Here is an 18,417-nt window from a genome sequence, read left to right as displayed (position 1 = left end):
CAGCGGCAAATTACGCCGCAATGCGGTCAGTGCGGTGGCATGCCTTGCGGAAGCATTCCTTGGGGCGCTGGCGCCATTCCTTGGGGCTGCATGGGCTGAGGAGGCATCGGATGCGGCAGACCGGGCGCAGGAGATCCTGGCGGAGCGCCCATCGCCGGAGGATGCTGCGCGGCTTGTGCCATCTGTGCGGCGCGTTGCTGCGCGGCCCGCGCTTCGGTTTGATGCAGCAGCGCGACCAAGCGCGGAAGGAATGCACCCATCATTTTCGTTTCCCCAAGACTTCGCGCGTGGCTTCTGTCAGTTCCTTGCGCAGATTGAAATCACCGCGCACCTCGCCGGGCTTGCGGCCGATGCGCTCATTGCCCACTTCCTGATAACCGTTGCGCTTCAGGAACTCGCGGTGCGAACTGCGGCTATTGATCACGGGCGGCTTGCCGGTGGCGACATCGACGGCGACGGCCTGATAGGCGCCAATATCGGGGGCGACCATGGGGGCTTCGATGATGCGCTCCATCCCGATCTTGAACGGTGCGATCGCTTCCTCGCAGCTGCATAGAGGCGGCATGAGATCGCGCGCGTCAATTTTGCGGAAGGCGCTTTCGGTGCGCTCGCACGCCGGGCATTTGAAGGTGTAGAGCGGCATTATTCCTCCTCGGCTTCAATGTACTGAATTGGCACGCTCAGCTTCTTATCCTTCATTTCGCACGGAAGCGGGTATCTGCAAGACAAGAAAATCTTCTCTCCGTCTTTGGAGTACTCCATCCACATGACCGACCCGCATGAAGGGCATTTTGGGCTGTGAAAAGATCCGACAACTATCCGGTGCTTCATCACTCCCCCGAGGTTGCCGCATTGGCCGCGCTGATCTCGGCGGCGTCGAGTTGAGCACCGGCTGCAATCTCCGCAGTTTCGATCTTCGTCGCGGCATCCAATTTCGCAAGGATAATCTTGAGCATCCCGTCGAATTGAGCCTGCTGAGCCTTCGCCGCCTCTTCGCGCTCTGATTTGGCTTGCTCAAGTTGCGCTTTCAGCCGGAACTCAAATTGATCTGCCATTGCTTGGGCGCGTCGGTCGGCTTCATCTGCTTGCGCTTGCGCCGATCGATCGGCAATTTGAGCCCTCTCGCGCGCCTGAATCTCCGCCAAGTTCTGCTGCATGTCGCTCTGATTCTTTGCGTCGGCAATTTGAATCTGCGCGTTTGCTTTAACCTGATCGGGATTGGGCGGCGGCGGATTGTCCTGCGCCTGCTTGGCTTTCTTCTCGAGCGCGTCGACCGTCTCTTGCAGGCAGGATTCCATCTGCTTGCCAACCGGGAACGCACGCACCGCGAACATGAGCATCTGGCCGAGCAGCGGCATTAGCACCGGATCTGCGCCCTCCGCTGACTTCAGGAAACCACCAATCGCGGTCAGGAACTCCGTGCGATCAGATTTCTCCTGGTTCTGGTCCATCTTCAGCGTCGAGTCGGTCTCGATATCGAGCCGGAAATGACGCATATTGGAATCACGCAGCAACTTATCGACTTCTTCCCACGTCGGCTCCGTGAACGGCTTCTCCATGTCGTCAGGCAGCTGGCCGCCCATCTGAACGATCATCTGCGCGATCTGCTTTTCCTGCGCGGTCATCAGTGGATAGCCGGATATCTCGGCCAGCGTCTTGATGTCGAACTGGTTGGAGAGCACTTCCGCGATCAGCACCACCACGTCTCGAGCGAACCGTTGAACCTCGGCCTGCATGTCAACAAGGCGGATGGACGCCCAATTGGATTTGATCTTCTGCGCGCCGTAGGTCTCGTCCGGATCGGTCGAGCCGCGGATGATGTCAGCCAATCCGGTGATCTCGTACAGGTCCTGTTTGACCTTGTCGCGCGTCTCATAGATCGACAGCAGCGTGGTCGCGATCATGTCCATCGGCAGCAGCTCGACGCCGCCCTTGAGCCCACCCTTTTCAGCGAATGCGGCCCATGCATCGACCGGCACCAGCTTGTTGTCATAGCCGCCAGCGAGGATCTGTTGCAGGCCGGGGATGCTCGAATCGTAGACACCCGCCACACGCAGGGCATCGGACAGCAGCTTGGCGCGCGTGGTCAGGTCGTCAAGCTCGTTCGCCTGATCCTGATACATCGCGTAGTCGGGAACCGGTATCACCGTATCGTTCGCGTGATTCGGCAGCATCGGACGCGGGCACGGGAAGAAGCCTTCAAGACCCAGCATATCCGCCCGCTCGTCGAGCAGTTCGCCAAGGAAACCACGGCTCAGCCACATGGCCTTTTTGGTGGTCTTGTCCCAGATTTCATAGATGCGCGCTTTCTGCTGATACTCGGTGACCTCTTGCCCCTTCAGGTCTTCCGGCTTGTAGTCGAGTGGCACTTTGCTGCCCTTCTCTTCCCCGAAGCGCGCGATCAATTCTGCCTTCGTCAGATAGCAGATGCGCCATACCGCGCGCACTTCCTGCCATGTACGCGCGATCGTATGGCCGAAGTCCGACCAGTGCACGTAATCGATATCGATCTCTTCGTATTCGACATCATCGATACGCTCGCCATCGGAGGATTCGATCGGCGGATCCTCGGCTTGATTGGCGTTCGCGTCGTCGTCGATCTCGACGCCTTCATTGCCGATCTGCTCGCCCTGCTGGTCGTCCTCAGCATCTGCGAAGTGCGGCACGTAGCGCACCCATACCGTACCGCGCCCCGGCAGCAGCCGATCGGTCACACACTGGCGAGCGGTCAGGAAGAAGTCTTCCTTATCCAGCGTGAAACTCGTAGCACGCTCAAGCACTTGGCAAGTCACACGCCCGACCGGATCGGCATCGAGAAAGCGGCGCTGAAAGTCAGGCTTCGGATTCTTCGAATAGAGCGCAGGAAGCAGCGTCTGAATATTCGACCAGAGGATGTTGTACCGCGATTCCTTGGTCTCGCGCGCGTTGCGCTCATCCTTGTACCGACGCAGGATCTTCTTCGATTTCGTCTCCCACTGCTCGGCCTTGGCTTCGTAAAGCTCGATCTCCTTCACCCATCGGGTGACGGTATTGTCCGTCGAGAGTTCGGTATCGCCCTGCGCGCGCGCTTCGGTCATGATCAGCCCGGAATGTAACCGAGGGTAGCCGACAGCGTGCCGCCCACGACGATATTGAGACCCTTTGAGAAGGCAAAGGGCATCGGATTCCAGCCAACCGCGAGCGTGACCGTATCGACGATCTTGGTCGTGGTGCCGGTCGCCGCGTCGTCATAGACTGTCACCGTGCCAGCGGTCGTGGAACTGACGAAGATGCCAGCCATGATGCCGTCGCCGACGCACATATTGGCGCTGGCGCTGAACTGCTTGTAGCTGAAGCCTGCTGTGTTGTGGTTCATGATTTTCCCTTTAGCGAACGCGACGAGCGCGGATAAAACCGGTAGATGTCAATGTCGAGACTCCGAACCCAACGTTGACGGTTCCATAAACAGTAGTAGTCGTGGAGACATTCACTCTTACGACAGGACTAGATACCGTGTTTCCAAGGCCCGCTCCAGTATTGGGGGATATTTGGTTGTTCGAACCCGTGCCGCCAAGGGTGGTTGCCGACAGACTCGTGCCAGCGTAGACAACTGACGTTGTCGTGGTGCCAGCAGGGGCGATTATCTGCGTGGAAGAAACGTCCCAATCTCCTGCCGTAAGCGACAAACTGACGGTCGCAGTCGTCGTCGCAGACGTCAGGCTGGTTGCCGTACCGGTAGCGGTTAGATATTCTCCGACGCTGCCAGCCTGCGCATTGTCGGCCGCAGCGGTGCCTTTGATGCCGACCGTGCTCGTCGGAGAAATTAGGCCGGTCGCGCTTATCGTGGTTGCAAACACGCCCAACGGAGTACCGCCGCCGTAGGGGAAGCTCGGGTTCGTGAAGTTGTTTTGCACGAATGCTGTAGACGCCGCGACCGTCGTATTGCTCGATGTGGCCGCAGTCGGAATAGTTACTGTGCCGGTGAACGTTGGTGAAGCGCTCGGTGCCGCACCAGTGACGTTCGCCACCGGCACATTCCCCCACCCCGGCGCCGTGCTCGCACCGGTCGAGACGATCGTTTGCCCGCTCGTAGACCCGGTCGGATTGAGCAATTGCACCGGATTGAGCGTGGTGCCAAACGCAGCTATCGAAAGCAGCGCCGCGGATATTCCAATCAGAAAGCGTTTCATAATTTCCTCAAGCGTTATTGGCGACGGCAAACGTGCCGGTCATCGTGTTGGTCAATGAGCCGACCGCATTGCCTACGAAAATAGTTTTCACCGCAGCCCCCTGCAGCGTCACAGCGCCCGCAAATGAATTCCCGACAATGACTTGGCTTCCTGCGTTGACGAGAATGGTTGAATCAATCTGGTTGCCGCTCAATACAGATTGCACATGCTGATCCAGCGTCAATGTGCCGCCACCGTTGATGTTATTGCCGGTCAGCATGAATTCCGTAAGCGCTGCAGCGGGCCCGCTATAGATCGGACCAGACCCATTGATCGTGCATGCAATAAATCTAAGCCGCGTCGGAGTGCTGGTCGCATCACAATTCACAACGCCGTTCCACGTCTCCATATGACATTCGGAGAATGTGAAAATGCCGTTCGGATTGCCTGCATACCCGACGAACTGAATGACGTAGTTCGCGTTTGCGCCCGATTGGTTAAATTGCGAGTTCGGGAACCTAACGGTATCCACAGTCGGGCCGCTAATCCGAACGAAAGCATTGCACGCCACGTCGGCGCCACCATTTCTTCCGAACCTGCACGAATCGAAAGTCGTCTCGACTGAATTACTGATGACAGCGTGCGCGTCAGTGATCTGCGAACTGAGGCAACGCAAAAGCCTCACTCCCAGATTCGTTTGGGAAGCACCGGCGATGCTGTATCCGATCGATGCCCGAAGCGAATAAACATCTTGAAGGATGGATTCGTTAGTGTTCTGCACCACTACGCCGATTGAACCAGCGGGAATGGTGCCCGCTGCTCTTGTGACGGTGACCGCCATCAAGGCGCATGCACCCGACGCGGCTCCGCCATCAATGGTGACCGGCACCGCTACGCCAAGGTCAGCCATCAAAATGGAAGTATTTTGGGCGGTCGAGCCTCCCAAAGACAGCCCCACCAGAGCCTTTCCTGGAGGGACCGTTATTCCGGACGCGATGCGATACGTGAGGGGCGGCAACCAAACAATGGAGCCAGCGGGTGAGTTATTTAGAACGTTTTGAAGCGTCCCGGAATCATCAGTGCTGCCATTACCTGTCACGCCAGCGCCTATCGCGCTGATCCAGTCATCGAGACGCAGATTCACCGCGCGCGCGACGCCGCCTGTTACGCCGAGCGTATAAGAGAGTTTGCTTGATTGAATTGCGGCAGTGGCGGAGACATCAATATCGGCGATGGAGCCGTTCACCAGTTGCGAAGACCCGACCGAATTGGCGGGCAATGGCAGTGGCGCATAGGTGCCGGCCGGTTGACCGCCGAGCGCCGCAAGTGCAGCTGCAGCGGTTGTCTGGCCCGTGCCGCCTTGCCCAATCGAGAGCGCTGTAGAGAGCGCGCTGAGGGAAGTGATATCGCTATTCGCGCCAGAATGAGCCGGCGTATAACCGAGAGCGGGCTGAATGCCGAGCGCTGCGAGCGATTCAAACGACGGATCGGCAGATGCTCCGTTCGATCCCAGAATTGTCCCCGCGGCGCCAGGCAGAGCGTACGTGCCATTCCCGAGCACCACAGAGTGTGGAGGGTACGCGCCCGGCCCCACGATGCCCAGATAAGCGAGCATCTGCACGAGCTTTTGGAGGTCGGCTTGGCCCCACATCAGATGCGCTCCCGAGTGGGTGCCGTATCGCCCTGCTTCGGCCAGAACACTTCGTTGGCTGTCATATCGTGCAGGAAGCGCGGCTTCTCAACCGGCTTCTCAGACTCGGGATTGCGCCATATGAGTGAGAGATAGCGGAATGCATCGCTCGCGTGCGAGGTCCAGTCGTGCACCGGGCTATCTGTGAAGATTTTCTTATCCTCATCCCACTCCCGGCGATAGGTCTTGAGAGATTCGATGCCATGCGAGCACCGATCAGCGTCGAACCAGCAGTGAGCGAGCGTCGCGCGCGCTGCCTGAATGCCATCCTGCACGCTCAGGCTCGGCGTGATCTTGGCCTTGATATCGAAATCACGCAGTTGTTCAAGACCTGAGCGCGGCGAGGCGAATGACTTGGGGCGGGCGTCATGGGGCAGCCAGTGCGTGCCGTACCGATAGGCAATGCGGTGAGCAGCTTCGGGAATCGGAGCACCAAACGCCCATTTCACGGGCTTACCATTGAGGCCGTATTCACTGACTTCGATCTTGCGGCCATGGCACATCTCGGCATAGTGAATCGGGTCCTTGCCGTTGGCCTTGTAGAAGTCGATGACGCGGATTTCGCCCCACGCGACCTGAAAGAACCATATCGCCGTGTCGTCCGTGCGGCCGATATCCCACGCGGTGAAGACTGGCAGAGATGGATCGTGCGCAACACGGCAAATACGCTCCTCGCGCTCCGCATCGGCCATTTCCTTGCCGTAGTACGCACCGAGGATTGCAGCATCAAAGCTACACATCAGCTCCTGCTCGAACATCGCACCGCCCTGGTCCTCGCCGTACATGGCGACATACTCTGCGCGCTGCTCGTCGAGATCAGCACGCGAGAATCGGCCAGTCTTCAGGACGTTGGAGACTTCGGCGAACCACTTCGGGTTGGCCTGCGCCATCTTGAGCATGGCATGTGCGTGATTCTTGCCGCGCGGCGTCGTGATGAACATCGCCCAGCCATCGTTTTCATCGAGAATCGGCTTCAAATAGGCCCACGCGGCAGGATTGCACAGTGCCCACTCTGAAAACACGGTGCCCGCTGGCGGAGAACCCACGAGCGAATTGAAGTTGTCAGAGCCGATGACTTGCCACGTCGAACCGCAACGCAGCTTGATCATCATGTCGTTTTCGCGCGTGCTCTTGCGAATTTCGAGCGGGAAGGCTTCGTCTATGCGCCGCTTGCCGGTATGCGGGTTGATCGCTTCCCAGATGGCTTTGCGAGCCTGTGACGCCTGTGGCAGCATGTGCCAGTAGGTTGCAATCCGGTCATGGGCGGCCATCGCCGTCCAGTGCAGACAGACCTCATCCTTGCCCCAGCGCCGATGCGCTATGTCAATCGCGCGTTTCTTGCCACTGAGCATGGCGTTCCACAACCGGCCTTGGTAGATGCGCGGAGTCCAGTTGTGCGGGAGGATGATCTCACCGGCGACGCCCACGGCTGCCCCCCAGGCGCTCGTCGAAGTGGTCGCGCTCGTCGTTCATTCCGGCAACTCCTCGACCGGCGCCATGTTGAGTCGCACGCGCTCGATCTGGATCGGGCCTCCATTGGCACCTACCATCTCTTCGGTGATGTGGTTACCGTATTTCTTGCGATTCATGCGAGCAAGGGTCCATTGCTTCGCGTCCATTGCCAACTTGCCAAGCTTCGAGTCTTTCGCGGTATCTCCGATGTACAGAATGTCATCGAAAATGGCATCCTCGCGATCGAGGCAAGCTTCGTCGTACTGCGCCTTCAGTTCCTGCGAGTTCTTGCACCACACATGGAAGGTTTTGCGGTTCGGCATGCCCTTCTTTTCGCAGATTTCACGCAAGCTCTTCCCGTCCGCGAGTTGATCGCAGATTTTGTCGAAGAGAACCTGCGTAAAGATCGATGCGACCATGGCTCACAGCATCCGATAGAGCGCTTCGAGCTTCTGCACGAGTTCGCCCTCGGTGACCTGCATGCCGTTGCTGATGCGGTGCAGGATGTCGCCGACGTGAGCCTTGAGCGTGCTGGTGTCGGCCACTGCGGCAACCGGGGCCGTCTTCGCCAAGCTGTAAATGGCCTCAAGATGGGCGGCTATCCGCACATGAAGCGGACTATCAATCACGCGTGAAGACGCTTGCGCCAGCTCCAATGTCGTGCTCTGTCCACCCTGCCGGGACGCAGAGTTCGATGTCGGCGTGGCAGTCACGGCAGAATCCACAGTAGCCGTAGCTGTGGTGCCGCCAGCGTTTGGGTCTTCACCTGAACTTGCGCCGATGGACGATGTTTCGCCATTTCCAGAGGCAGGCGGTGCAGAGGCCGTGACGGTTGTAGATTCGGCCGCACCCGAGACAGCGTTTGGGAGTTCAGTCGTCTCCGTCGAGGCCACAATCGCAGAGGTCGGAATCGTCTCCGCAGTCTGGACAGTCGAAGTAATCGCACTCGGCTTCGATTCGGGCAGCGTGCCAGTGCTCGAATCCGAGACGTTTGGGGCTTCATCTGACCGGTTCTCTGCAGCCTCGATAGATGCTGAAGGCACCAAGGCAACGCTTCCAGACGCTTCTACTGCAGGCTGAGCAGAGGTAATAGCCCCCGTAGCAGATGTCGTCTCCGCAACGGGGGATCCAGCGTTTCCCGCATCAGCCTCCGGATGGATCAGATGCTCCACCTTCTCTGCCAGGTCGTGCATGCCGTCCTTGATCTCGTCGATCAGGCTGGGTTCGGCCTGCCGCGCTGCGAGTGCCGCCGCTGCTTCCGCTACGGGATCAGACATGGTGCTTCTCCAGTTGTGCGGCGCCATACGCCGCGTTTTGATAGCCACGCATCCACGTGGCGAATTGGGCACTGAGCAGGCGATAGGGGCAGTTCTGGCGCCCCATGCCGTTCTCGAATGCTTCTGCACCCTCGCGCATCAGCGTCTCGATCTCGTCGCGGCTCAGCATGCCTATTCCCTCCCGGTGGATGCGGGAAAGCATAGGCAGCGGGAAAACTAGCGGCGATACCAACCCGCCGGCATGCCTGGCATCTGGTTATGCAGTTGTCGGCCCTGGTTATGCGGAAGAAGCGCGAGCCAGTTCCGATAAGCTTCGTCGTGCGTTCGCCCATAGCCATAGGTGAACTGTCCTACGCAGCGCCACGAGCCGTGAATCACGTCTAGGTGTGGGCGCTGGCCCCAGACATGGCACATGAAGCGAATTTCTTGCGCGTTAGGGCCACGCAGCCCTGAAAATCCGATCATGCTTTCCTAGCCTCCATGGCTAAACGTGGGAACCGCATCAGGTCATATCCGCGCAATTCGGTGCGCTCGGCGTGCGTCATGCGCTTAGGAGGCGCAATCCAGTACCTACGACGCTCTGGCCGAGTCTCCCGGTAGGCGATCATGCTGCGTACCTCGCCGGACGCTGTGAGCGTCTCTAGCATCTGCGCAATGGCAGCGGGTGAGCCGTCGAATACGCACGCGAGGATCGCAGCGGTGTAGGAGCGGCCCGGCGACATGTGGTCCCGCAGCGTGTCGAGCGAGAGAGCGAGCTTGTGTTTGCGTGGTCTCATACGATGTCCCAGATGCGGCGTGCCATTTCATCGACGGTCTCAACAATCGCCCTGGTTAGTCGGCGAACTGCAAGGGCCGCGACGGGGTCTCCGCGCTCGACCATCACTCGAATACGCGCTAATCGCCAATCCTTGCGACAGAGATCGCGCGCTAGGCGCACGGCTTCTGCTTGCTTATCGTCGCGATGCATGGTGATCCCCGGTGAGTTGATGACGCGTTTCGTGCGTCAATCGCCACCATCGGTGGACCGAGCGTGCGCCTGAGAAGTCAGAACGTGGTGGGCTGAGCAATGCTGCGAACGAGTGCCATAAAGCCTTTCTGCAGGTCAGTCTTAGCGATCGCGAGCCAACGTTTATCGATCCCTTCGGCAGCCTCAAGGCCATCGAACAGAATGCCGACAGCTGCCGCTTCGTTTTTGACATGGTTCATCAAGTCGATCTCATGCTGCGAGAGGTCGCGATAGCCCTTGATCTGCTTGTGCTGGTTATCCATTTCCTTCTCCTGGTGGGTGCTACGGTTAAACGTCAAGCGGATCAGCAATCGCTTCCGGCTCAACGATCTTGCGCAGAGCCCATCGAGCTATCAGAAGCGCATCAGCGCGGTTGTGGTGCTTCTCAAGCTTCAGGTATTCGACGCCGTACAGGTCGCGTGCGAGCCTGAGTGCCTGCTTCTTCTGGCTCAGTCCCTTGCTCCCCGGCATCGGCTCCTTGATGCCATAAAAGCGCTTCCAAGCGACCGGCGTCACGCGATGCACTGTCACACCAGCGAGGCGTAGCACGGCCAAGCAGGAGGCCTTCCCAGCAGCGAGCGATAACTTCGCTTGCTCCTGGCCGACTTGTCCCACGCTGCTCGTGTGTTCCATGAACGCAATAGCGCCAGGAGGAATCCATTCTTGGATGACTTCGTTCAGCCAGATCACATCAACTTCGGTCTTGATCGTGGTCTTCGGGCCAGCCTCGGGAATGGCGATGGTCGGCATGTCCTCGACGTGCACGCGGCCGTCCATGGTGTCGATGAATGCGATTGCGCCCGTCAGGCCCGGGTCTATGCCGATGACGATCATGCCGGACACCTCGCAAAGATCAGCGCCACGTAATCCTCGACGCCGAGCCGGTCATGCAGCGACGGCAGCACAGCAGCACCGTGCCTAACGCCAACCGAGCGGATGAACGACTGCACAACTTGGTCGTCGGTGAGCATGGAGAGAGCGCGGGATTCAAGGTCGGTCGCGCGCGCGGGCGCGTGGGAAGTGGTGGTCATGCTGGCTCCTGGAGGTCTTCAGTTACTTCATCGTGGATAGGGACGCCACCGATCGGGCGCAGCCACGCGTCGCGTACATGAAAGTCGTCTTTAAGCCCATGGACCGTTTGCAGAGGCTGGCTAGATTTACAATTCCATACGGGTCCGATAACGGCATCCACCACTTCCAATCGAATAACTTCGACAACGCGACCGATGTTAGGGCTAGGATTGCTTAGGCCGCCGACGATAGAAGCCAAATCCCCAGGTTTGCAGTTCATATCGTCTCCCAAGGTTTGCGTCCTGCGTTCTCGTAGCCGATGAGCACGCCGACGCGGATTTCCTCGTACGTCTCCTTGAGGTCGGGATCGTCACAATCCTCGACGACCTGCTTGCCAGCGCTCGATGAGATCGCGTCAGACGCGCAGCGGATGACCTCGTAGGGCAGCGGCTTGCCAGATGCCGACGTGCCGCGCAGCAAGAGCTTGTAGGCCCATTCGGCCGTCTGCTCCTTCGGCGCACGCATGGGTGCGAGGATTTGATGCATGCGTGCGAGATTCGCTTCGACGATTTCGGGCGTGGCCTTGGTCTGGTCGATGAGCTGCAGCGGCGCTTCGCATGACGCTTCGATGAGCCGCGATTGCTTGCACAGCGCGAAGAACTCCGGGAGCGTCGGCGGGAATTTCTGGTTGATCAGCGCCTTAACGCCAGCGTTCCACTCCTTGCTCGAGAGCTTTTGCAGCTGCACACCCCACGCCTTTTGCACGTCGAGCAATTCCGTTCCGCGCCAGGCGTCCGCGAAGCGCGAGCCCCAGTACGCGGACATCTGCGAGAACAGCTTTTCGATCCACTTGCGCGGTACGGCGTTCTGCGGCCAGTCATCCGATGCGGGTGGCTGGTGCGTCGATGGTGAAAGGCTCGTCGGGTTGGTTGTCATCTCGGCTCCTGCCGGTCAGCACTGCGATGGTGTGGGCGCGTTCGTCGTGGTGGTTCGCAGAGCGCAGCGGCGAGGCACGGGCTTGAGCGCGGGGCTTTTTCGCGTCCGCCGTCCAGCGCTCAGCAATGGCGAGAACGAATCCGGGCTTGATGCGCCCGTTCGGGTCGGACGCTTTTGCTTCGGCGCATGCAGCTTCGACGGTGGCGACAGAGACGCCGGCTTCGGCAGCAGCGATGACGCGAGGGTCACCGGGTTGCGATTCGATGGAGTTGCGGCGCATTGCGGCGGAGAGTTCGGCGGGTCGCGCATTCGGTGGACCACTAACGTCCGTACTTGCCGCCGCTGCTTTTAAGTCTGGAGTCTGGAGTCTGGAGTCTGGAGTCTGGTTAGCCGTGGCCGTACGCGTGACATGTGCGTTACCGGATTCATATTCACGCGTGACATTTTCTGATCCGTCACGCGTGACAGGATTATTCGTACGCTGTGACAGGAGAGCACGCAACGTCTCGGTTGACGTGTCGTACGCGGGTACGATATCCAAAGCGCGAAGTTTCTCGAAAAGCCCCTTGCGCTCGGCCCGGTGGCGTTTCTGGCGCTCCCGCTCATTGGCTTTCTTCTCGTCGCGTTCGGAGACGGATTCCTGTGCTTCAGCCAATTCTTCGTCGCACCGTTTGTTATGCCAACCGTCGTCCTCAAGCACGAAGAATTCATCCAGAACGACAGCGACGGCCTCGCGCTCTTCTTTCGTGCGCGCGCCAATGAGCCGTTCTATCTTCTTCACGTCCACCGGCAAAACTTTTTCTTCGGCGTAGTACTTCCGAATCATTCGGCAATAGGCCGCATCTTCGATAAACGACAGGTGCCGCGTCGCTTGGTCGAAGTCGCCAATGTGGTGTTTGTAGAAGTTCAAGGACGGCTCCGTTACCGCAATCCACACTCGCCCATTCCGGCCCGCGCGCACTCGCATGACGCCCCGACTTCGCACAATGTTGCGATGGCATCGAGATAGCGGCGAGTGACCAGCGAATGGCCCAGGGCGCCTACTACGGCGTCGAGCTTGTCGATCGTGATGCCAGTCTGTCCCGATGTGATCTTCGACAACATGGACCGATCCCAGCCCGTGGCTTCGAGGATCAACGCTTGGCGCTCAGGATCACGAATCGCATCGCGCAAAGCGTGCTCCAGGCTTGGCCGGCGGTTAGAGGATTGCGGCGCATTCATTAGGGTTCACCCGTAGTCAAAAAGCCGGGAGTGCTTGTGCACCGCGGCATCTTTATTGTTGCGGTTATGCCGCAGCCGGCTGTTCCGCCGGTCGAAGCTTCCCGCTCTTCATGTCCGCATGGGCTCGCTGAATCGCCATGAGCGATTTCGACGAGCACCCAGGCTGGTTCTTGAGGATGCGGTTCACGGTCGGCTGGGAAATGCCAAGGAGCGCAGCCAGGGCGACCTCGCTCAGTTGCGTGTGAGTTTTGATCTCGACGAGGAGATCGCTAGGCGTTTGGTTGTCCATGTCCGATCCAAGGTTATTCAACTAATCATGAGTCTATACGACAATGAATAGCATAGTCAATACAAAGGTGGATAGCAACTTGAATCAGAGCTATTCGGGGACGTATATTCGTGTGATGGATATCGCTACGCGCCTCGACGAGGCTATGCAACTTCGCGGATTCGGGAGTAACCAGAGCGCGCTCAGTCGCGCTTCTGGCGTTCCTCAACCGACTATCAATCGGATACTCAAAGGGAAAACACCGACACCGGACGTAGAAACCCTAAGAAAACTGTCCGAAGCCTTGTCCGTCGGGTTCACATGGCTTTCTGACGGCACTTTGCCAGTAACCAAATTAGCAAATAGTGCCCAAAATCCGCTTCTGTCTAGCGGTAAGACGGGCGTCGAAGTGTGGGAAACTGAGGCCGATCTAAAGTCTGACGAGAGCAGAGTTTGGATCGACAAGTTCAGCTACCATTTTTCGGCGGGGGCAGGCGTGATTCAATGGGAAGTGCAGCAAAAGAATGCGCTCCCAATCAACGTGACCGTTTTTCGGAATAACGACGCGAATCCGAAGGACTGCCGGTTGCTTGAGGCGAGAGGGGACAGCATGGAGCCATATCTGTCAGACCGGGACGTTTTCCTGATCGACACGGCTTCTATCAACGTGGTAGACGGAGAGCGGTACGCGGTGTTTTTCGAAGGCGAATCACTGGTAAAGCAGATTTTCAAGCAAGTCGGGGGCGCAGTCGTGCTGCATTCTTACAATCCTAAATATCCCGACAAGACCGTGCCGCGCGAGATGATAGAACTCGTGCAAGTGGTGGGCCGGGTTATCTATCGAGCGGGGTAAAAATGAAAACAATGATAGCCCTGGGCGCTTGCGCCCTTCTTTCAGCATGCGCCTCGTCTTCGACGACATACGGCGCGGACGGCAAACCGGCGTATTCGCTCAATTGCTCAGGGTTGGCGCGGAGCTGGGGCACCTGTCTGGAAAAAGCTGGTGATCTGTGCGGCACCCGGGGATACAACATCCTCCAGAGTTCCGCGGAGAGCGCCGCGGTGTTCGGCGGAGGATCGTCGGGATTTGCGGGTGGAACCACACTCGGACGGTCCATGGTCGTGGAGTGCAAGCAGCCGTCATAGAAAGATGAACAATTGATGCATGAATAGCCCCGCCGCTGGTCGGGGCTTTTTTACGTCAAAAATTATTCATTGCTGTATTGACATCCTATTCACTGTCGCATAAGATTACCTCACCACCCCAACACGTGAGGCACCGAAATGCTAATCAAAATCAAACACCGCTGGTCGCTCGAGGTCCTGTTCTCGCACGACGTTGAAGACAACACAATGTGCCTCACGGTGCAAGCCGCAGTCGAGGCAAAAGCGAACCTGCGTGGCGCGTACCTGAGTGGCGCGAACCTGCGTGGCGCGTACCTGAGTGGCGCGAACCTGCGTGACGCGGACCTGCGTGACGCGAACCTGCGTGGCGCGTACCTGAGTGGCGCGAACCTGCGTGGCGCGTACCTGAGTGGCGCGAACCTGCGTGACGCGGACCTGCGTGACGCGGACCTGCGTGACGCGGACCTGAGTGGCGCGGACCTGCGTGGCGCGTACCTGAGTGGCGCGAACCTGCGTGACGCGGACCTGCGTGACGCGGACCTGCGTGGCGCGGACCTGCTGCCAATCAAAGCTGATTTCATCGAAGTCATCTCGCGCGCCCCGCTCGAAGTGCCGGCGCTTATCGCAGCGCTCAAAGAGGGCCGCGTTGATGGCTCGACCTACGAAGGGCCGTGTGCCTGCCTTGTGGGCACGATCGCGAATACGCGGGGCATCGACTATCGCACTATTGCGCCCGATGCATCGCGCCCGGCTGAGCGGCTTTTCATGAACATCAAAAAAGGCGACACGCCGGAAACGAATCGGGTTTCAGCGATCGCATTGGGCTGGGCCGAAGAATGGCTGGCCACGCAACGCGCTGCTTTCGCGCCCGCTCAAGCGAGCGCTGGGGAGTAGTCATGTTCTACAGCGACTACCTCTACGCGATCAAGCGAATGGCGCACATCCAGATCGAGCCTTTCTCGCATGCGTATGTCGAGACGATCAACGGCAAGTATTCGCGCACCGTGGACATGCTTGCGCAAGTGGTGTGGTGCTGACATGGCCCTCGACTTCTGCGACGCCCTGTTCTTGGCCTGCTGCGTGTTCACCGCAGCGGGGATGCTGTTGATGATTCTTTGGAGAGAGTGATGACGACAACGCATACGGCGGGGCCGTGGACGAATCATGGTCGCATTCCGCAAGCCGGTCTGCCGCACTCGGCAGTCGCGGCCAAGACGTTGATCGCGCGCGTCTATTCGGAAGCATTCGGAGATAGCGAGCAGGAGGCGGCAAACGCATGCCTGATCGCCGCCGCACCTGATCTGCTCGAAGCGCTGCAAAAACTCCTTCGCATTCAGAACGATGTTGAAGTGCTCGGCGAATGGGAAGCGCTTGAAATTAATGTCGGTATGCGAAAGAAAACGCGTGCAAAGGTGGATGAAATTCATGCACAAGCGTGTGCCGCAGTTAAAAAAGCCATAGGAGCCTGACATGGGCGCAATCACCCCAATTGGTGTTACCCGGCTCGGAGAGGCCGTCTTTGACCGCGAGCAAGCCGAAGCCGACGAAGCGCAGCACCAGCGCGAAGAACGCGCCTGTCTGCTCAATGCTCGCGCCGACGAGATCAACCTTGCGCGCTTCAAGAACCTGACCGACGAAGACATGGCGCTTGCGATGGAAACGTTGAGCACGTACCCGATGTGCATTAAGGGAATCCGGCAAGCGATGCTGCAGCATTCCGACAGCTTCGCGCTTGTCCTCGAAACATATGTGATCGCCGCGCTGCTATCCGATTCGCTTCGCCAAGCGCGAGAAGAGTTCAAGACGCTCGACGCTATCAAGACGGGCGACTGTCACTGATGCGCGGCCTGATCGCCTACTTCATCGTCTGGTGCGTGTCGCTGGGCTTCGCTTTCGTTATCTGTGCCGTTCGGGGGATGTGATGTACACGCGTAAGCAATTGAAATTCGATCTTCTGTTCATCGCGGCTTGCTTGTCAGTGTTCGCGTCAATCATCTTGTGGAGTGCGATATGAGCCGCATCGACGATATCAAAGGTGTTTTGCAGGCGAAGAGCCCGCTAACCGCTCGCCAGATCGGTGCCGAATTGCATATGACGGCGAAGGCTGTCACATATCACATCGGCATCCTGCGCAAGTTTGAGCACGGCATCCGCGTGCACAGCTACGACATGCGCAGCCCGACGCGAAAGGAACGGCGCTATGAGCTTGGAACTGAGCCGGATGCGCCATTCCCACATGGTCATCGCCCTCCCAGCCAGATCAAGCGCATAAAGAATCCGCAGATGACGCGCGAAGAGTTCGCTGAATATGAAATCGCTGAGCGCTTGCGCAAGGCGGCTCGCGAGATCAAGCCGTTTCGGCATTGGCAAGATGCAGCATTTTTTGGAGAAATCCGGTCATGAAAATATTCGACGCCCTTGGCCCGGTGCTGTTCCTGGCTGTTTCGATCTACCTCTCTATCCACGGTGTAGCGTGAACTCTGAACTGACCTCGCCGGCCTATCTTGACCACTCGCTGAGCATCGATGTTTACCACTCGATGCCTGGCATCAGCAAGTCAGGGCTCGATCTCATCGCGCAGTCGCCAGCGATCTTCCATGCACGCGTGTTGGACCCGAATCGGCCGCCGCGTCGCGCCTTAGCGGGACAACTCGAAGGAAACTTGGCGCACTGTTCAATTCTTGAACCGGAACAATTCGAACGGCGTTATGTCGTCGGCCCGACCGTGAACAGAAGCACAAATATTTGGAAGGAGTTTGTAGAGCGCAACAAAGGCTTAGGGCGCATCGCGATTCAGCAGGATCAGTTCGAGACTGCTATGCGCCAGGCTGAATCGGTGCGCGCACTACCGGAAATCAACCGATATCTAGGAAGCGGAAAAGCTGAGGTATCAGCATTCTGGCGTGACTCGATTACGGGCGTTGAATGCCGCTGCCGTCCTGATTTCGTGCATCCGCTTTCGGAGTCGTCAGTTGTTTTGCTGGACGTCAAAACGTTTAGCAGCGCAGCAGCGGAAGAGTTTCGTCGGCAGTGTGCGAGGAAGAAATATCACGTGCAGGACACTTTCTACTCGGAAGGTTTCAGCATCGCGGCGCGCGTCACTGTCGAGAAATTCGTGTTCGTCGCCGTCGAAACTGAATACCCGTATGCGGCTGCATCGTACACGCTCGGAAAGGAAAGCCGCGAGGAAGGTTATCTCGAATGGCGTCGCCTGCTGGACGTGTACGAGGAATGTCTGCGCACAAAAAAATGGCCCGGATACGCGAATAAGACGGTTGAAATCGATCTTCCGCCGTATGCCTTTACATCTCAAGAAGTGGAGATTTCCTATGTCTGACGTTACAGACCTTCGCAGTACCATCGTTCCGAAATCGGACCAGCTCAACGCAGAGCAATTGCTGGGCGGCGATGCGACTATCACCGTCACCGATGTCCGCATGGGCAGCGACGATCAGCCCGTGATCCTTCATTACGAGAACGATGAGGGGCGCCCGTACAAGCCTTGTAAGACCATGCGCAAGCTTCTCATTTTCGCGTGGGGTGAGGACGGTCGCGGCTGGGTCGGCAAGTCGATGACACTCTATAACGATCAGGCCGTGCGCTTTGGCGGGATGGTCGTGGGCGGGATTCGAATCAGCCATCTGAGCCACATCGAACGCGAAATATCGCTGTCTTTGACCGCGACGAAGGGCAAGAAAGCGCAGCACACTATTCTTCCGCTCGAAGTCGTGACGCTTGCCGACGTGCTCACAGCCATCGCTGCGGCATCTGATCGTAATAGCCTCAATGCAGCCAAGGTAAAGGCGATGAAACTCACGGGCGAGATCGACGCGCAGAAGGCTCAAGACGCGTTCAATGCACGCGTGAAAGAGCTTAAGAGCGCATCCACGAGCACCAAGCGCGCGCCCGCACAACCCGCCACAACTGAGCCTATCAGCAGCTTCGACAAAATCATGGCGAACATCAAGGGCGCAACGGACCTTGATGTGCTCGATCTCATCATGGATGAGGTGCGCGACTTCGATGGTGATCAGGCCGATGAACTGGCCGAAGCATATCGCCTGCGCCGAGTGGAACTGTCATGACCTCTACCGATCCCCTCTGGAAAGCGCTCGGCCGCATCAGCAAGCACGTGGACACGCTCAAGCCGATGGACAGAGAGTTGTTGCGACCAGCGCTCGCAGCACTCGACGGCGGCCAGGTTATGGCGTTGCCGAGCTTAATCATTTCCCGTATCCGCGATATCGACGCGCGGCTTCCGAAGTAACCACAAGGAGAAGTAA

The 18,417-nt window shown here is 58.4% G+C and carries 28 protein-coding genes; 9 read left to right on the top strand and 19 right to left on the bottom strand.

Translation table 11 applies throughout. The features are described from left to right. Positions 1-259 precede the first annotated feature (259 nt). The 19 genes from ABH944_RS23655 to ABH944_RS23565 all read right to left on the bottom strand — a co-directional run bounded on the left by ABH944_RS23655 (position 260) and on the right by ABH944_RS23565 (position 13,030). Entirely contained in the window at positions 260-643 is a 384-nt protein-coding gene (locus ABH944_RS23655) for an FmdB family zinc ribbon protein (RefSeq protein ID WP_404609733.1), read from the bottom strand. A gap of 187 nt (positions 644-830) precedes the next feature. Then, complete coding sequence (locus ABH944_RS23650) at positions 831-3,077, bottom strand: flotillin family protein (protein ID WP_404609734.1); 2,247 nt, start codon at positions 3,075-3,077, stop codon at positions 831-833. Positions 3,078-3,079: 2 nt separating this feature from the next. After that, positions 3,080-3,355 carry a hypothetical protein gene (locus ABH944_RS23645; RefSeq protein WP_404609735.1) on the bottom strand — a complete coding sequence of 92 codons (276 nt, stop codon included), beginning with the start codon at positions 3,353-3,355 and terminating at the stop codon, positions 3,080-3,082. Between the two features lie 10 nt (positions 3,356-3,365). Further along, positions 3,366-4,169: a hypothetical protein gene (locus tag ABH944_RS23640; RefSeq protein ID WP_404609736.1), complete on the bottom strand. Its 804-nt coding sequence runs from the start codon at positions 4,167-4,169 to the stop codon at positions 3,366-3,368. Between the two features lie 7 nt (positions 4,170-4,176). Continuing rightward, entirely contained in the window at positions 4,177-5,763 is a 1,587-nt protein-coding gene (locus ABH944_RS23635; RefSeq protein ID WP_404609737.1) for a glycosyl hydrolase family 28-related protein, read from the bottom strand. Positions 5,764-5,798: 35 nt separating this feature from the next. Beyond that, the gene (locus tag ABH944_RS23630; protein ID WP_404609738.1) at positions 5,799-7,265 is read right to left on the bottom strand and encodes a hypothetical protein; all 1,467 of its coding nucleotides are present in this window, start codon (positions 7,263-7,265) and stop codon (positions 5,799-5,801) included. Positions 7,266-7,307: 42 nt separating this feature from the next. Further along, positions 7,308-7,709: a terminase small subunit-like protein gene (locus tag ABH944_RS23625; protein WP_404609739.1), complete on the bottom strand. Its 402-nt coding sequence runs from the start codon at positions 7,707-7,709 to the stop codon at positions 7,308-7,310. Positions 7,710-7,712: 3 nt separating this feature from the next. After that, complete coding sequence (locus ABH944_RS23620) at positions 7,713-8,567, bottom strand: hypothetical protein (RefSeq protein ID WP_404609740.1); 855 nt, start codon at positions 8,565-8,567, stop codon at positions 7,713-7,715. Beyond that, positions 8,560-8,736: a ribosome modulation factor gene (locus ABH944_RS23615; protein ID WP_404609741.1), complete on the bottom strand. Its 177-nt coding sequence runs from the start codon at positions 8,734-8,736 to the stop codon at positions 8,560-8,562. Before ABH944_RS23615 ends, ABH944_RS23620 begins: the two co-directional genes overlap by 8 nt. A gap of 47 nt (positions 8,737-8,783) precedes the next feature. Beyond that, the gene (locus ABH944_RS23610) at positions 8,784-9,032 is read right to left on the bottom strand and encodes a hypothetical protein (RefSeq protein WP_404609742.1); all 249 of its coding nucleotides are present in this window, start codon (positions 9,030-9,032) and stop codon (positions 8,784-8,786) included. After that, complete coding sequence (locus ABH944_RS23605) at positions 9,029-9,343, bottom strand: hypothetical protein (RefSeq protein ID WP_404609743.1); 315 nt, start codon at positions 9,341-9,343, stop codon at positions 9,029-9,031. Before ABH944_RS23605 ends, ABH944_RS23610 begins: the two co-directional genes overlap by 4 nt. Continuing rightward, complete coding sequence (locus ABH944_RS23600) at positions 9,340-9,534, bottom strand: hypothetical protein (protein ID WP_404609744.1); 195 nt, start codon at positions 9,532-9,534, stop codon at positions 9,340-9,342. The genes ABH944_RS23605 and ABH944_RS23600 overlap by 4 nt, the downstream gene beginning before the upstream one ends. 77 nt (positions 9,535-9,611) lie before the next feature. Beyond that, on the bottom strand, positions 9,612-9,836 hold the full coding sequence (locus ABH944_RS23595) for an Acb2/Tad1 domain-containing protein (protein ID WP_404609745.1): 225 nt from the start codon (positions 9,834-9,836) through the stop codon (positions 9,612-9,614). Between the two features lie 25 nt (positions 9,837-9,861). Continuing rightward, positions 9,862-10,407, bottom strand: coding sequence for a RuvC family protein (locus ABH944_RS23590; protein ID WP_404609746.1), 546 nt, complete (start codon positions 10,405-10,407; stop codon positions 9,862-9,864). Further along, a complete protein-coding gene (locus tag ABH944_RS23585; RefSeq protein ID WP_404609747.1) occupies positions 10,404-10,604 on the bottom strand; it encodes a hypothetical protein in 201 nt (66 codons plus the stop codon). The genes ABH944_RS23590 and ABH944_RS23585 overlap by 4 nt, the downstream gene beginning before the upstream one ends. Before the next feature lie 256 nt (positions 10,605-10,860). Beyond that, the gene (locus ABH944_RS23580) at positions 10,861-11,520 is read right to left on the bottom strand and encodes a hypothetical protein (protein ID WP_404609748.1); all 660 of its coding nucleotides are present in this window, start codon (positions 11,518-11,520) and stop codon (positions 10,861-10,863) included. Next, complete coding sequence (locus ABH944_RS23575; RefSeq protein ID WP_404609749.1) at positions 11,462-12,430, bottom strand: DUF1376 domain-containing protein; 969 nt, start codon at positions 12,428-12,430, stop codon at positions 11,462-11,464. The genes ABH944_RS23580 and ABH944_RS23575 overlap by 59 nt, the downstream gene beginning before the upstream one ends. Positions 12,431-12,441: 11 nt before the next feature. Then, entirely contained in the window at positions 12,442-12,741 is a 300-nt protein-coding gene (locus ABH944_RS23570) for a helix-turn-helix domain-containing protein (protein ID WP_404609750.1), read from the bottom strand. Between the two features lie 64 nt (positions 12,742-12,805). After that, a complete protein-coding gene (locus ABH944_RS23565; RefSeq protein WP_404609751.1) occupies positions 12,806-13,030 on the bottom strand; it encodes a helix-turn-helix domain-containing protein in 225 nt (74 codons plus the stop codon). 79 nt (positions 13,031-13,109) lie between these two features. Here ABH944_RS23565 and ABH944_RS23560 point away from each other — a divergent pair, with 79 nt between their 5' ends. The 9 genes from ABH944_RS23560 (at position 13,110) to ABH944_RS23520 (ending at position 18,401) form a co-directional block, all read left to right on the top strand. Then, a complete protein-coding gene (locus ABH944_RS23560) occupies positions 13,110-13,862 on the top strand; it encodes an XRE family transcriptional regulator (RefSeq protein WP_404609752.1) in 753 nt (250 codons plus the stop codon). 431 nt (positions 13,863-14,293) lie between these two features. Then, positions 14,294-15,028 carry a pentapeptide repeat-containing protein gene (locus tag ABH944_RS23555; protein WP_404609753.1) on the top strand — a complete coding sequence of 245 codons (735 nt, stop codon included), beginning with the start codon at positions 14,294-14,296 and terminating at the stop codon, positions 15,026-15,028. Positions 15,029-15,030: 2 nt separating this feature from the next. After that, positions 15,031-15,171, top strand: a complete 141-nt coding sequence (locus ABH944_RS23550; RefSeq protein WP_404609754.1) for a hypothetical protein — start codon at positions 15,031-15,033, stop codon at positions 15,169-15,171. 90 nt (positions 15,172-15,261) lie between these two features. Further along, entirely contained in the window at positions 15,262-15,603 is a 342-nt protein-coding gene (locus ABH944_RS23545) for a hypothetical protein (RefSeq protein WP_404609755.1), read from the top strand. A 1-nt stretch (position 15,604) separates the two neighbouring features. Then, a complete protein-coding gene (locus ABH944_RS23540; protein WP_404609756.1) occupies positions 15,605-15,973 on the top strand; it encodes a hypothetical protein in 369 nt (122 codons plus the stop codon). Between the two features lie 171 nt (positions 15,974-16,144). Then, the gene (locus ABH944_RS23535) at positions 16,145-16,537 is read left to right on the top strand and encodes a hypothetical protein (RefSeq protein ID WP_404609757.1); all 393 of its coding nucleotides are present in this window, start codon (positions 16,145-16,147) and stop codon (positions 16,535-16,537) included. 70 nt (positions 16,538-16,607) lie between these two features. Continuing rightward, positions 16,608-17,471 (top strand): PD-(D/E)XK nuclease-like domain-containing protein, encoded by an 864-nt coding sequence (locus ABH944_RS23530; RefSeq protein ID WP_404609758.1) that lies wholly within the window; start codon positions 16,608-16,610, stop codon positions 17,469-17,471. Further along, complete coding sequence (locus ABH944_RS23525; protein WP_404609759.1) at positions 17,410-18,219, top strand: hypothetical protein; 810 nt, start codon at positions 17,410-17,412, stop codon at positions 18,217-18,219. The genes ABH944_RS23530 and ABH944_RS23525 overlap by 62 nt, the downstream gene beginning before the upstream one ends. Next, positions 18,216-18,401, top strand: a complete 186-nt coding sequence (locus ABH944_RS23520) for a hypothetical protein (protein ID WP_404609760.1) — start codon at positions 18,216-18,218, stop codon at positions 18,399-18,401. Before ABH944_RS23525 ends, ABH944_RS23520 begins: the two co-directional genes overlap by 4 nt. The last annotated feature ends 16 nt before the right edge of the window (positions 18,402-18,417 follow it).

Origin of the sequence: Caballeronia udeis, from assembly GCF_044909315.1 — a bacterium.
Classification (GTDB): domain Bacteria; phylum Pseudomonadota; class Gammaproteobacteria; order Burkholderiales; family Burkholderiaceae; genus Caballeronia; species Caballeronia udeis_A.
Note: the sequence above shows the minus strand (reverse complement) of the source record. Positions and strands in the feature narration are given on the sequence as shown.

Excerpts from the sequence above, each read along its gene's own strand:
- ABH944_RS23520 (WP_404609760.1), top strand. The coding sequence starts at position 18,216 with ATGACCTCTACCGATCCCCTCTGGAAAGCGCTCGGCCGCATCAGCAAG.
- ABH944_RS23625 (WP_404609739.1), bottom strand. The coding sequence starts at position 7,709 with ATGGTCGCATCGATCTTTACGCAGGTTCTCTTCGACAAAATCTGCGAT.
- ABH944_RS23655 (WP_404609733.1), bottom strand. The coding sequence starts at position 643 with ATGCCGCTCTACACCTTCAAATGCCCGGCGTGCGAGCGCACCGAAAGC.
- ABH944_RS23540 (WP_404609756.1), top strand. The coding sequence starts at position 15,605 with ATGGGCGCAATCACCCCAATTGGTGTTACCCGGCTCGGAGAGGCCGTC.
- ABH944_RS23585 (WP_404609747.1), bottom strand. The coding sequence starts at position 10,604 with ATGACCACCACTTCCCACGCGCCCGCGCGCGCGACCGACCTTGAATCC.
- ABH944_RS23550 (WP_404609754.1), top strand. The coding sequence starts at position 15,031 with ATGTTCTACAGCGACTACCTCTACGCGATCAAGCGAATGGCGCACATC.
- ABH944_RS23645 (WP_404609735.1), bottom strand. The coding sequence starts at position 3,355 with ATGAACCACAACACAGCAGGCTTCAGCTACAAGCAGTTCAGCGCCAGC.
- ABH944_RS23570 (WP_404609750.1), bottom strand. The coding sequence starts at position 12,741 with ATGAATGCGCCGCAATCCTCTAACCGCCGGCCAAGCCTGGAGCACGCT.
- ABH944_RS23620 (WP_404609740.1), bottom strand. The coding sequence starts at position 8,567 with ATGTCTGATCCCGTAGCGGAAGCAGCGGCGGCACTCGCAGCGCGGCAG.
- ABH944_RS23545 (WP_404609755.1), top strand. The coding sequence starts at position 15,262 with ATGACGACAACGCATACGGCGGGGCCGTGGACGAATCATGGTCGCATT.
- ABH944_RS23565 (WP_404609751.1), bottom strand. The coding sequence starts at position 13,030 with ATGGACAACCAAACGCCTAGCGATCTCCTCGTCGAGATCAAAACTCAC.
- ABH944_RS23650 (WP_404609734.1), bottom strand. The coding sequence starts at position 3,077 with ATGACCGAAGCGCGCGCGCAGGGCGATACCGAACTCTCGACGGACAAT.
- ABH944_RS23640 (WP_404609736.1), bottom strand. The coding sequence starts at position 4,169 with ATGAAACGCTTTCTGATTGGAATATCCGCGGCGCTGCTTTCGATAGCT.
- ABH944_RS23600 (WP_404609744.1), bottom strand. The coding sequence starts at position 9,534 with ATGCATCGCGACGATAAGCAAGCAGAAGCCGTGCGCCTAGCGCGCGAT.
- ABH944_RS23615 (WP_404609741.1), bottom strand. The coding sequence starts at position 8,736 with ATGCTGAGCCGCGACGAGATCGAGACGCTGATGCGCGAGGGTGCAGAA.
- ABH944_RS23590 (WP_404609746.1), bottom strand. The coding sequence starts at position 10,407 with ATGATCGTCATCGGCATAGACCCGGGCCTGACGGGCGCAATCGCATTC.
- ABH944_RS23580 (WP_404609748.1), bottom strand. The coding sequence starts at position 11,520 with ATGACAACCAACCCGACGAGCCTTTCACCATCGACGCACCAGCCACCC.
- ABH944_RS23535 (WP_404609757.1), top strand. The coding sequence starts at position 16,145 with ATGAGCCGCATCGACGATATCAAAGGTGTTTTGCAGGCGAAGAGCCCG.
- ABH944_RS23610 (WP_404609742.1), bottom strand. The coding sequence starts at position 9,032 with ATGATCGGATTTTCAGGGCTGCGTGGCCCTAACGCGCAAGAAATTCGC.
- ABH944_RS23605 (WP_404609743.1), bottom strand. The coding sequence starts at position 9,343 with ATGAGACCACGCAAACACAAGCTCGCTCTCTCGCTCGACACGCTGCGG.
- ABH944_RS23635 (WP_404609737.1), bottom strand. The coding sequence starts at position 5,763 with ATGCTCGCTTATCTGGGCATCGTGGGGCCGGGCGCGTACCCTCCACAC.
- ABH944_RS23595 (WP_404609745.1), bottom strand. The coding sequence starts at position 9,836 with ATGGATAACCAGCACAAGCAGATCAAGGGCTATCGCGACCTCTCGCAG.
- ABH944_RS23555 (WP_404609753.1), top strand. The coding sequence starts at position 14,294 with ATGCTAATCAAAATCAAACACCGCTGGTCGCTCGAGGTCCTGTTCTCG.